The following is a 12,891-nucleotide window of genomic DNA, read 5'->3' as shown; positions in this document are numbered from 1 at the left end:
GTTCTATGATGTGCTGTATCGTTGCCTTCATCTATTTAGTTCCTAGTGGAGCGCGAACAACAGAGTTATCAATATTTATTACGTTACTAATTAAATCGAGTGTCCCCTTTATTTTCTAGTTGTAGGGAGCTATTGGTTATGCTCGAAAAAATATAGATCTGAATTGGAGTTGCTAATTTTTTTGATTTTTTTCATCTGTGCGTATTGGCTAAGTTCTGCTTCAACTAGTTTTAGGTCCGTGTATTTTTGGTGTTTGTCTGGGAATTCACATGCGTAATTGTACAGCCGCCATGCGTCAAACCCATCTGTTCTTTCGTTAGGGCCGTAGTCAAAATCTATACAGAATTCTGGGTATTCGATCATGCAACCTTTGCCATGAAGTTGGTAACTTATACCGGGGCTTAATTCTCCGCGTTGTTCGATTTTTTTTTCACGCCATAACGCTAGGAGAGATCTCGAGCCGAATTGCCTTTCGAGTAAAACTAGCGAGTCCTCTACAGCGGTTAAAAAATCGAAAATTAATGACTCAAGCTCTTTGTTTTTCATCTTCTAGGACGCTCCAGTCTGTCATTGCCAACATTTTTTGCAGAATCTAACACGTCATCAAGGGTTGCGTAGTTTTTGTTTCCGTAAGCTTTTAAGTCTTTGACTAAATTTATGCTTACCGGTGTGTGGGTGCGCCGTGCAGCTGCCGCTCGATGGTGTCCATCTACTATGTAATAGTTACCTTCGTGTTCAACGACGTCGATTGGTTTTTCTTTATTGAAGCCGTTACTACGCATGTCATTTGCGAGGTTTTCAACTCGTTTAGTCGATCCTTTGCCTTCAATGCTATGCGTGCGATTAAGTAGGTTGGGGTCCACATCATGCAAGACTACTGGGATTTTAGGACTGCCCTCATCTACTTTTGCCTTTTCTTCCGAGCGCTCTTGGGCTTTCTCTGGCTTACCTCCATCAGATCCAGGACACCCATTCAACCCCAACGGATCCACCCACCCCGTAGGGTTAGGCACGTACTGGTAGTTATTCAACCCACCCGCAAGCTTGATCGGATCCGGCGTCAGAAACCGCCCGGTCACCGGATTGTAGTAGCGATGCCGGTTGTAGTGTAAGCCCGTCTCCGCATCGAAGTACTGCCCCTGAAACCGCAACGGGTTGTCAATTTCGGCAACATCGAGTGCAGCGAGATTGCCATAAGCGCGATATTTCGCCGACCACATGATCTCGCCGCTGTAGTCCGTGAGCTCCTGCGGCGTACCGAGATGATCGAGCTGATAGTAAAACGGCGTCGCCTTCAGTGGGCCTTCGCCATCCAGCATCACCAGCGGACGGAAACTACCCGGTTCATAAACGTAAGTGCGATAGCGGTTGTCAGCGCTTTCGGCGACGAGGCGTTCGCCTTGCCACAAAAATTCGGTGGTGCTGCCGTCGACGGTTTTTTCGATGCGTCGGCCGAAGGCGTCGTACTTATAGGACGCGACGCTACCCCCGGGCAGGCTGGCACCGATCAAACGGTGCTGGCAGTCGTAGCGGTAATCGGTGACGAGTTTCTGCCCGGTGCCGCGACGTTCGCGGGTCAGGTTGCCGTAGGCGTCGTAGTCGTAGTGGCGGTCGCCCTGCATCAGCAAGCGGTTGCCTTTGACGTTGGCCAGGTTCGCGGCGGGTTGATCGCCTTGGCCCAGCAAGTTGCCGGCCGGGTCGTGGGCGAAGCTTTCCGGGGTGCTACCACGGACGTTGATCAGGCGGTCGAGCGGGTCGTAGTGGTAGCTGCGATTGCCTTTGCGGCTGTCGTCGATGCTAGTGAGGTTGCCATTGGCGGCGTAAGCGTAGCGACGGTGGAAGAGGTTTCGATCTTTTTGGCTGACACTGTGTGCTTGCAGACGGCCTTGTTCGTCGTACTGGTATTCGCTGAGTAGTAGGCCTTGTTGGCGTTTTTGCTCCAGACCAGCGTTGAACTGGTGGGCGGTCAAGCGAGAGCCGTTGAGGTCGATACTGCTCAGTTGACCGCCGCGCTGATGGTGGTAATCGAGCTTGCTGCCGTCCGGGAGGCGGCAGTGTTTCAGTTGACCGACGGTGTCGTACTGGTAGCGGAGGGTGCCCCAGCCTTGATGTTCCGTGATCAGGCGGTCTTGCAGATCGTATTCATACGCCAGCGGCCAGTTGCCGTCATCGACGTTGACCAAGCGCCCGAAGGCGTCGTAGCTGTAGTGAATTTCTTCGCCATCGGCCAGGGTTTTGACCAGTAAGCGCCCAGCAGCGTCGCGCTGATATTCGGTAACCAGTTCGCTGCCATCGTCGCCGAACTCGGTTTTCTTCAGCAGTTGGCCGTTGAGGTCGTATTCATAGGCGGTGCGACGGCCATCGAAACCGGTCTCCTGCTGGATCAGGCCGTTGGCGTGGTAGTCGAGGTGGTAGTGCTCGCCACGTTCGTTCTCGATTTCTGTCAGCAGCAATCTCGAGTTGTCGTAGCGATAACGCAACTGGCTGCCGTCCGGATTGATCCGGCGGCTGACCAGGTGCAGACCATCGGCGTATTCGTAACGCGTCACACGGCCCAGCTCATCGCGCTCTGCGGTAACGCGGCCGTACGGGTTGTAAGTGAACGCACGGCTGGCGCCACCGGGCAGGGTGACTTGCGTCAGGCGGCTGGCTGCATCCCATTGGTAGTGGGTGATCGCGCCGGTTTCTTCCTGACGAGTAATCTGCCGACCCAGTGCGTCGTAGCGGTATTTGCGCTGGCCGCCGTCGGGCAGTCGTTCTTCCAGCAATTGACCGAGGTTGTTCCAGCCCAGTTGGTGGCGGCTGCCATCAGGGTGTCGAATCTCCAACAGGCGACCCTGACGGTCGTAGCTGTAGTGAGTTTCGTTACCGTGGGGGGCGGTTTGCTGGGTGATATCGCCTTGACGGTTTCGCTCGTACTTCCAGCGAGCTCTGCCGCGTTGCACATCGATGAGTTGGCCATCGTAGTAGTTGTAGCGAGTCGGTTCATCTTCTGGAGGGACAACCGCAATCAAACGTCCGGCGTCGTTGTATTGGTATTCGGTGACAGCTCCCAGCGCGTCTTTTTCAGCGATCAGGCGACCTTCGCCGTCATACGCTCTTTGCGTTTGTGCTCCGTCGGGGGCGGTCTCGCTGATAAGACGCGCATTTTCGTCATGCACGTAAACCTGCTCGCTGCCATCGGCGTTAAGCACGGTCACCGTGCCCTTGTCGTCCCACACATAACGCGCTTCCAGTTGCGAATAACTGGCCCAGTGGCGGATGCAGCGCGCCAATTTGCCTTCGCGTTCCCATTCCCAGTAGAAGCTGGCGCCACCCGCCAATTGACGTTCGAGAATGACGTGCTGATCGTTGTAGCGATAATGCTCGCGCTCACCGGCAGCATTGGTGGCACTGACGAGTTGATTGCGCTCGTTGTAGTGATAGGTGACCAGGGTTTGCACGGTTTGCCATGGATCCTGGCGCTCACCGCGATCATCGTACTCGGCACGTTGCTGCTGGTAGTCCACTGCTGATATGTGACGGTCGTCATAACGCAGCAGCAAGGCGCGACCAGCACCGTTGTCGATGCGCTGAATGCGCCCAACCAGGTCATAGCTGATGTGCAACTGGTTTTCGTAGGCATCACTGATGGTGTTCAGACGCCCGGCACGGAAATGGTAAAACCGCGTTTTTGGGCCAGCCTGAGTCAGGATCAGTTCACCTGGCACATCACCAAGATAAATCGCCGCTTCGGCCAAGCTGTTGGTGATGGCCGGACGTTGTTCGGTTGGCATTGGGAAGCGGGTCTGACGGTTTTCATTGTCAGTCCACAGCACGCCTTCATCGTCCAGGTTCAGGCGATGGGACAGTGAATGGCTCCAGCCATAGCCGAGACGACTGTCGATTTCGACTGCACTGCTGCGATAAAGACGCGTCCATTCCAGCGGCAAGAGGCCACCGAGTTCACCATCGGTGAGCGTCAGCAATTCCTCACCGGTCACCATCGACACGGGTTCGCCATCAGTGCAGGTTTTGTTAGCGCACTGGGCGGGCTGGTCGGCGGGGGTTTTCGATTGGTCGGGAGCGTTATCGACAGGCTCTTTTTGTTCGATGCGTGTGGTGTTGTCTTTCTTTCCGCGTGCATGGATTTGCGCGTCGGTCTCCACTTTGCCGCCTGTAACCTTTGGCTTTTTCTTCGGTGCTGTTGCCGTGGTTGCGGGCTTGGGGGCGGCAATTTCGACGCTGGCTTTGCGTGCCTGATTGACCGCTGAATTGCCGTTGAGCAGTAACGGCTTGGCGGCTTCAGTGTGGGCCGCAGCATTCTTCTTGCTGATTTTCATCAGCATGCCGGTGAAGTCTTCGATCAGCTTCAGCACCTTGCCACTGTTTTGTGTGGCTTTCAGTGCCTTGGTGCCGACACGTACTGCCAAGCCAAGACCACCGGTCAATACAACACCGACCAGAATGTTCAGCAGGACTTCGGTGGTCAGTTGAGACAGCACTTCCGTGCAGGTCTGCGGAGGCAGCATTTTGACCCACGCCATGATTGCGGCCACGTAGATCCACATCAAAGGCTCGTCACTGGCGATCAGCAGGGCGGTATGTATCGCTTCCCCCGAGGCGTCGTAGATGCGCTTGATTTCTTCCTCGGTGAAGAACTTCTTGAGCTTTTCATAATGCTCTCGAGGATGCGCAACAAGGTTGTAGAGGCTTTTGATATCGCCCCACAAACCCATGATCGCTTTCAAAAAGCCTTTCCACTCGGCTTCCAGGTCCTGCATGACACGGCCAGCCATGGACGCGTTGTTATGTTCCTGCCACAACGGCAAAAAGTCAGTGGTCCACTGGGTTTGTAGCCAGCCGCTCAGATCGCCGATAACGCCCTGATAGGAATTGAACAGCGTGTCGATCTGCGCTGGGGTGGGGTTAGGGAAAAACGTGATTTTGTATTGTTGGTTCGGTGTGAGATTCGCAACTTCAAGAATCCCGCTAGGACCAATCGTTGCGGTGATCGCCTGACCTATTTCATTTTTACCGAACAGCTTGCCATCGGCCACAGGCGCCAATCGAACCGGTGTATTACCGATAGGGACAAAGCGCGCAGACTCGAAACTGTGAACCAGTTTGAGCTTGCCATTGGCTGGGCAGTTTGCGTAAAGGTCGACTTGCTCTTTRCTGTCTTTGTCCTGAGTACCGACTTCGTCGCCGACCTGAAATTGTTGTTCCGCATCCAGGGCACCGCCATACCAGGCTTCGGCATGGCTACGGTAGTCAGCAATACACTTGTTGAAATCACTGATGATGACCTGAGCATCTGGTTGTTTTGCTGTGAGGTTCCCGACAATGGAACCCATCAAAATGCTCATACGGTCACCTCATTTTCCAAGTAAGCCTTCAGTAGCCCTGTGTAGTTTTCTTCCGTGAGTGGGGTGCGTCTTACAAAGCGCGCCACTTTTTGCTGCAAGTTGGATTCAGGGACCGAGAAATACAGATCGGCGTGATCCTCCTTCAGCCACAGCATCATGTTGCCGATCACGGTGGACGGGTTTTTCGTCGTCAGGCCATCCAGCAACCCCTTCGGCACCTCCCACCACGGCCAATCCTTCGCCTTTGGCACTGCCCGCGCCCCAACCTCCAGTCGCTTCCCATTAATCAGATACCGATCAAACACCGGCAGCACTTCCCCCGCTGCACCCCCCAACCCTTGCAGAATCGGATAGATATGACGCCCATCCCAAAACCGGAAAAACACCTCGGTGCCATCGGGCATACGCACTTGGGTCAGGCTGCGAAGGTGTTCGAACACCACCTCCGGCGTGTTGGTTGAAACTGCCAGCCAACCCCAGTCCTGCGCGTCTGTTTCGGCAATCCACGGTAGAAAACCGGAGTTGGGTTTCAGCTCGACGAGGTAGGGCATGACCTGTTGCCAGCCCGCGTAGGGGGTTGCGCTCCAGATCGGAGTGGCCTGGGTTGTTGGCTCATTCTGATAAAGCGACTTGAGCGCATCGGCATCGCTGGCGGCGCTGACGATCAGATATAGGTGTTCGCCCGTTTGCAGCGGGCTCTCGGATAACCAGGCTTGAGGGGAAATGCTTTCAGATGTCACAACTGTCGTCCTTGATGAGCGAATCTAAAAACTCATATCCGCTTCAATATTCTCTTCGTACGTCGAGAGCAGCGTTTCAACGCTTTTGTTTCCGGAGTATTTCTCCTCCAACTGCTTCAGCTGCTGATCTGTACCTTTGCAATATTTGTTTATATCGCTGATGACACGATCAAGATTCCCCGGGTCGGCAGGGTCCGGTTCAGGAATATCTCCGCGCAGAGAGTCACAGTTGTCTCTACTTTTGATGTAGCTGGAGACGTCTGTCGGTACGGAGCTTTGACGTTCCGTTTCGCAAGATTGATAGGTTGGCTCTACGTCGTACCCGAGATTTAAATACAAATGACCATTCAAACGTCCATTTTTTCGTGAGAAAAGATGAACGCCTTCTTGGCTTAGGCAGGTGCTGATTATTGTTGCATGCCCCTTGACTTCAATCGCTGATGCACCGTGTTCGATTACATTTTTACCCACCACGGCTATACCGATGAACGGCTCTTTGTATTGAATGTCGAGCCCGTAGATGTGCATGTCGGCGTCGTTGAGCAAATCGGTTACATCACCTGGTTGCAGTTTTTCCCCATTTGATTTTGTTGATTTGCAGCAAGCGACGGCTCCGTTGGGTTTAGGGAACTGTACTGAAATGGAATTATTGCTAGAAATTTCCTGAGTTGTATATAAATAAGCCTTTCCGTCCGGACTGCTTTTAACGAATCCAAACTCTGCGTTCTCAGCAAGTACCGACGTGGGAAGTGCCGTTAAAATTATGAGCAGAACGTGTTTGATGTTCATCAGTTGGTCAGTGTGGGTAATATTGCGATTTGAGATTACTGCAGGCTCAGTATTTTGTGGCTGCGTGGTCGTGCCGTTGCGGTCGGGCGTTGGGGGAACAGGTGTAAACCTATTTTAGGACTAAAAAATCCGTGAAAATAAACCGGTCCCCTTTGTGTTTGATTTCTTTTTACTGGCCTGATTTTTGGTGAGTTAAAGTGGATAGTCACAACGCCATGGAGGTGTGAACAACTCTGGATTTATCTGGTTTTTTTTCAAGTAGCTATTTATTTCTTCTTCTGAATGCATCTCTTCAAACTTTTCTATATTTATGTCACGGTCATCTATGCCGTCGCTTGTTTCGAGTGTCTCAATAGGTACTGAAAATATTATGGTCGCGTACCGAGAGTTTTTTGCATTGTTTATAAAGTCGTAGTATCGGGAAGGATCGTTCGTTAGAAATTCATATTTGTAAATTGCATATATCGCGGCCCATTTGCGCGACAGTGGGTCTTCAGATTTCAACTCTTGCGCAATTGAGTCGTAGCTTTTGCCGTCGAGACCGTACCAAACACTTCGTGGGATTATTTTTTGCTCGTTCATTTTTGCCCCTCAAATTGATTTGGCCAGTAAATACGGATTACTTTGCCGTCTTTTGGATGTAGTTGCAAATGTGGCAAGGCGGCATGGGGGTCAGTAGGGCTGTGATTCGCCATGTATACTTTTCTGGTTTCGATGTTGGAAACGGGTGTGTCGTCCCAGTGGTAGTATGACTCTTTCCCTTCGGGAGTTACAAAGTAGTCTTTGGCAGTCACGGAATTAAATTTTTCGGCGTTTCTATAGCCTTCACCTACGTATTTCCCCCTAAATAGTTCTTCAGCCTCTCCTCTGCTGTTAACCGTTACATCTTTCGCCCCGCGATCAAGCTGATCGGAGGCTCTTTTAACTGAAGGGCTCGACCAAGTAACCTCCGGGGCTGGCGGCTCCTTAGTCTCAACTTTAGCTTTGTCGGCGGGATTTTTCGAATCAGGATTGCTCCCGGCCCCCGGACATCCATTCAACCCCAACGGATCCACCCACCCCGTAGGGTTAGGCACGTACTGGTAGTTGTTCAACCCACCCGCAAGCTTGATCGGATCCGGCGTCAGGTACCGCCCAGTCCCCGGATTGTAGTAGCGATGCCGGTTGTAGTGTAAGCCCGTCTCCGCATCGAAGTACTGCCCCTGAAACCGCAGCGGGTTGTCAATTTCGGCAACATCGAGTGCAGCGAGATTGCCATAAGCGCGGTACTTGGCAGACCACATGATCTCGCCGCTGTAGTCGGTGAGCTCCTGCGGCGTCCCCAGATGGTCGAGCTGATAGTAAAACGGCGTCGCCTTCAGCGGGCCTTCGCCATCAAGCATCACCAGTGGACGGAAGCTACCCGGTTCATAAACGTAAGTGCGATAGCGGTTGTCAGCGCTTTCGGCGATCAGGCGTTCGCCTTGCCACAGGAATTCAGTGGTGCTGCCATCGACAGTTTTTTCGATGCGACGTCCGAAGGCGTCGTACTTATAGGATGCAACGCTGCCCCCCGGCAGACTGGCACCAATCAAACGGTGCTGGCAGTCATAACGGTATTCGGTGACGAGTTTCTGCCCGGTTCCGCGACGTTCGCGGGTCAGGTTGCCGTAGGCGTCGTAGTCGTAGTGGCGGTCACCCTGCATCAGCAGGCGGTTGCCTTTGACGTTGGCCAGGTTCGCGGTGGGTTGGTCGCCTTGGCCCAGCAAGTTGCCGGCAGGGTCGTGGGCGAAGCTTTCCGGGGTGCTACCGCGGACGTTGATCAGGCGGTCGAGCGGGTCGTAGTGGTAGCTGCGATTGCCTTTGCGGCTGTCGTCGATGCCGGCGAGGTTGCCGTTGGCGTCGTAGGCGTAGCGACGGCGGAACAGGTTGCGTTCCTGCTGGCTTACGGTGTGCGCCTGCAATCGGCCTTGTTCGTCGTACTGGTACTGGCTAAGCAGCAGGCCTTGCTGGCGCTGAAGTTCCTGACCAGCGTTGAACTGGTGCGTGGTCAGGCGCGAGCCATTGAGGTCAATGCTGTTCAGGCGGCCGCCGGTTTGGTGGCGATAGTCGAGTTTGCTACCATCGGGCAGGCGGCAGTGGCTCAGTTGACCGAGTGTGTCGTACTCGTAACGTAGCGTGCCCCAGCCTTGATGTTCGGTGATCAGGCGGTCTTGCAGGTCATATTCGTAGGCGAGGGGCCAGTTGCCGTCGTCGACGTTGACCAAGCGACCCATTGCGTCGTAGCTGTAATGAATTTCCTCGCCATCGGCCAGCGTCTTGACCAGCAAGCGGCCAGCGGCATCGCGTTGATATTCGGTAATCAGTTCGCTGCCGTCTTCGCCGAATTCGGTTTTTTTCAGCAATTGGCCGTTGAGGTCGTACTCGTAGGCGGTGCGACGACCATCGAAACCGGTTTCCTGCTGGATCAGGCCATTGGCGTAGTAATCGAGGTGGTAGTGCTCGCCACGTTCGTTCTCGATCTCGGTCAGCAGCAGGCGAGAGTTGTCGTAGCGGTAGCGCAGTTGGCTGCCGTCCGGATTCAGGCGGCGGCTGACCAGGTGCAGGCCATCGGCGTATTCGTAGCGAGTGATGCGCCCCAGTTCATCGCGCTCGGCGGTGACTTTGCCGTAGGCGTTGTAGGTAAATGCGCGGGTTGCGCCACCGGGCAGGGTCACTTGTGCGAGGCGATTGGCGGCGTCCCATTGGTAGTGGGTGATCGCGCCGTTTTCTTCCTGACGGGTGATCTGCCGGCCCAAGGCGTCGTAACGGTATTTGCGTTGACCGCCGTCAGGCAGGCTTTCTTCCAGCAGTTGTCCGAGGTTGTTCCAGCCCAGTTGATGGCGGCTGCCATCGGGATGACGGATTTCCAGCAAGCGGCCTTGGCGGTCGTAGCTGTAGAAGGTGGCGTTGCCGTGCGGATCAATCTGCTGGGTTATGTCGCCTTGATTGTTGCGCTGATACTTCCACGTGGCTTTGCCGCGATGGACATCGCTCACGAACCCATTGCTGTATTCGTACGTGACCGGTTCGTCTTCCGGAGGAATGACCGCCGTCATCAAGCCGTCTTCGTCGTACCGGTATTCGGTCACGGCGCCCAGCGGATCTTTTTCTGCGATCAACTGGCCCTTGTCGTCGTAGGCCTTGTGGTGTTCCGCGCCATCGGGGTCTATCTTGCTGATCAACCGCGCTTTATCGTCGTGGGTATAAACCTCTTCGCTGCCATCGGCGTTAGTAACCGTGACGCTACCTTTATCGTCCCAGACGTAGTGTGCTTCCATCTGCGAGAAACTCGCCCAGTGATGGACGCAACGCGCGAGCTTGCCTTCGTTCTCCCATTCCCAGAAGAAACTGGCGCCACCCGCCAATTGCCGTTCGAGAATCACGTGCTGATCGTTGTAGCGATAGTGCTCGGCTTCACCGGCCGCGTTCTTCGCTTCAATCAGGCGATGCTGCGCGTCATAGCTGTACGTGACCAGCGTCTGGACGGTGTTCCAGGCATCTTCCAGAGTGTCCGCCGGAAGGAAYTGCTGATAGTCGACGGCGACAATGTGCTTTCGGTCGTAGCGCAGGAGGAGGGCGCGACCGGCACCGTTATCGAGGCGTTTGATTCGCCCGTGAATATCACGGGTGATGTGCAACCGGTTGCCATAGCTGTCGCTGACGGCGATGAGGGTTGCGCCTTTGCTGTTGTAACGGAAGTGGTAGAAGGAAGGGCGACTGCCTGCCTGTGCCAGAACCAGTTCCGAAGGATCGTCGCCGATAAAAATCGCTGCGCGCGACAGGCTGTTGGTGATAGCGGGGCGTTGCTGGCTCGGAAGTGGAAACGGCGTGGCACGGTTTTCGTGGTCGGTCCAGATGACTTCATCACCGTTGATCTCAACACGGTGCGCCAGCGCATGGCTCCAGCCGTATCCCAGGCCACAATCGATTTCCACGGCACTGGTTCGGTACAGGCGCGTCCACTCAAAGGGCAGCAGGCCGTCGAGTTGACCATCGGTCAGCGTCAACAGCTCTTCACCAGTGACCATCGAAACGGGGCACTTGTCAGTGCAGGTTTTCGCGGCGGGTTCAGCGCTTTTGTCGGCGGGTGTCGTGGCTTGCCTGGAGACATCATCGCCGGTTTTGCCCTTGCCCAATTTCGCGTTTTTCTTCCCGTCAAAACGCAACTGGGCCAAGCCATTCTTCATTTGTGCCGTCACACCACGGGCCGCAACGGCCGTGTATTTCGTGACGTATTCCATGAAGCCTTTGATGATCTTGAACACCGACTCCACAAAGCCAGTGACTGCCTTGATGATGATTTCGCCGTACCTCTTCAACCGCGCGGCGAGGTAGATGACGCCGGTACCTTCCGCGGCGATGGTCAGCACGATCGAGATGACGATGTCGATGGCGATACCCACGACCGCCGCTGTGGTCATTTTTGCCACATCGCCAGCCATCTTCATCGGTGGCAGGCCTGCCAGCCAGATGATGGCGCTGCGCACCATCAGGAACAGCGCGGCCTCGTCGCTGGCCAGCAACATGGCCTTTTTCATGACGTCGGGTGCTTGTTTGGCGAGGTCGATCAGTTTTTGGGTGCCTGCACCGAGGTCCTTCGCAAACTTGCCCGGGTCTTGCAGGATGTCAAGCACCAGACTGATGCCATCCCAGACCCCTTTGATCGCTTCCCAGCCTCCTTCAAGGATGCCGTTGCCGACAGCCATGGCGGTGCCGGAGGCTGACACGTTGGACCATTGAGGTTTGAAGCCCGCCCATTCCTTGCGCAGGAAGCCTTCCAGGTCGGCGGTCAGACCGCCATAGGAACTGAACAGCGTATCAATCTGCGCCGGTGTCACTTCATTGTGAACGCGGATCTTGTAGAACTTGCCCGGAACACCTTCTGTCCAGGCTGCTTTGCCTTGAGCATCCAGTTTGACTTTGCTGACCGCGCCGCCTTCCACCGCGACGATTTCAACTTCGATATCGCCCAGCGGAATGTCGTAGACCGATTCGAATTTGCTTTCGATCAGCAATGGGCCTTTGAGTGGGCACTGAGCGACGTTTGAGGAGAAATCGCCGTCAGTCATGCTGACGGATTTGCTGGAGTTGCCGACCTTGATCACTCGCTCCATGCCGAGCAAAGAAGGCAAGTCTGCAGCGCGACTGCCTTTATCGGCGACCTCTGCATACCAGGTTTTGGTTTGTTCCTGGTACAGCTTCAGACTGTCCTTGAACGTACTCAGTTGGTTATCAACGTAGGCAACGCGATCCATCAGCCTTGCTCCAGAATCAGGTGGTTTAACAGTGCTTCATTCAAGCTTTTCGGAGCATCGGGCCGACGCACGAAGCGTGCGATTTTCAGCTTCAGGTTGCTGTCGGGGTAAGCGGCGTAGATGTCTGGGCGTTCCTCTTCCAGCCATTGCATCAGGTTGCCGATCAAGGTCGACGGGTCTTGCTTGGCCAAGCCATCAAGCAACGTCTTTGGCACCTCCCACCAAGGCCAATCTTTCGCCACCGGCACCACGCGTGGCCCGATATCCAGCCGCTTGCCATTAATCAGATACCGATCAAACACCGGCAACACTTCACCCGCCGCCTCACCCAATCCCTCCAGAATCGGATAGATATGCCGCCCATCCCAGAACCGGAAAAACACCTCGGTTCCATCGGGCATGCGCACTTGGGTCAGGCTGCGAAGGTGTTCGAAGACCACCTCCGGCGTGCTGGTTGAAACCGCCAGCCATCCCCAGTCTTGCGCGTCCGTTTCGGCAATCCACGACAGAAAACCCGAGTTGGGCTTCAACTCGGTGAGGTAAGGCATTACCTGTTGCCAACTCGCGTAGGGAGTTCCGCCCCAGATCGGGGTGGCCTGGGTGGTGGGGTCATTCTGGTAAAGCGTCTTCAGCGCATCGGCATCGCTGGCTGCGCTGACGATCAGATACAGGTGTTCGCCCGTTTGCAGCGGGATCTCGGATAACCAGGCCTGAGGGGAAATGCTTTCAGATGTCACA

7 protein-coding genes are annotated in these 12,891 nt (G+C 54.8%); all 7 read right to left on the bottom strand.

Annotation, left to right across the window (positions count from 1 at the left end; all coding sequences use genetic code 11):
• Nucleotides 1-129: 129 nt before the first annotated feature.
• Nucleotides 130-546 carry a DUF6896 domain-containing protein gene (locus tag AC1DWM_RS26720; protein ID WP_223512853.1) on the bottom strand — a complete coding sequence of 139 codons (417 nt, stop codon included), beginning with the start codon at nt 544-546 and terminating at the stop codon, nt 130-132.
• Complete coding sequence (locus AC1DWM_RS26715) at nt 543-5,348, bottom strand: RHS repeat-associated core domain-containing protein (protein ID WP_477796576.1); 4,806 nt, start codon at nt 5,346-5,348, stop codon at nt 543-545. The genes AC1DWM_RS26720 and AC1DWM_RS26715 overlap by 4 nt, the downstream gene beginning before the upstream one ends.
• Nucleotides 5,345-6,088, bottom strand: coding sequence for a DUF4123 domain-containing protein (locus AC1DWM_RS26710; RefSeq protein ID WP_477796575.1), 744 nt, complete (start codon nt 6,086-6,088; stop codon nt 5,345-5,347). The genes AC1DWM_RS26715 and AC1DWM_RS26710 overlap by 4 nt, the downstream gene beginning before the upstream one ends.
• 24 nt (nt 6,089-6,112) lie before the next feature.
• Nucleotides 6,113-6,877 carry a hypothetical protein gene (locus AC1DWM_RS26705; RefSeq protein ID WP_477796574.1) on the bottom strand — a complete coding sequence of 255 codons (765 nt, stop codon included), beginning with the start codon at nt 6,875-6,877 and terminating at the stop codon, nt 6,113-6,115.
• 192 nt (nt 6,878-7,069) lie between these two features.
• Complete coding sequence (locus AC1DWM_RS26700) at nt 7,070-7,459, bottom strand: hypothetical protein (protein WP_477796573.1); 390 nt, start codon at nt 7,457-7,459, stop codon at nt 7,070-7,072.
• On the bottom strand, nt 7,456-12,153 hold the full coding sequence (locus AC1DWM_RS26695; RefSeq protein ID WP_477796572.1) for an RHS repeat-associated core domain-containing protein: 4,698 nt from the start codon (nt 12,151-12,153) through the stop codon (nt 7,456-7,458). Before AC1DWM_RS26695 ends, AC1DWM_RS26700 begins: the two co-directional genes overlap by 4 nt.
• The gene (locus AC1DWM_RS26690; protein WP_477796571.1) at nt 12,153-12,890 is read right to left on the bottom strand and encodes a DUF4123 domain-containing protein; all 738 of its coding nucleotides are present in this window, start codon (nt 12,888-12,890) and stop codon (nt 12,153-12,155) included. Before AC1DWM_RS26690 ends, AC1DWM_RS26695 begins: the two co-directional genes overlap by 1 nt.
• Nucleotide 12,891: the final 1 nt, after the last annotated feature.

The sequence above is a fragment of the Pseudomonas sp. P4_C8 genome, from assembly GCF_056401975.1.
Note: the sequence above shows the minus strand (reverse complement) of the source record. Positions and strands in the feature narration are given on the sequence as shown.

Bases quoted from the DNA above. Each gene is read 5' to 3' on its own strand.
- AC1DWM_RS26720 (WP_223512853.1), bottom strand. From the start codon at position 546: ATGAAAAACAAAGAGCTTGAGTCATTAATTTTCGATTTTTTAACCGCT.
- AC1DWM_RS26705 (WP_477796574.1), bottom strand. From the start codon at position 6,877: ATGAACATCAAACACGTTCTGCTCATAATTTTAACGGCACTTCCCACG.
- AC1DWM_RS26700 (WP_477796573.1), bottom strand. From the start codon at position 7,459: ATGAACGAGCAAAAAATAATCCCACGAAGTGTTTGGTACGGTCTCGAC.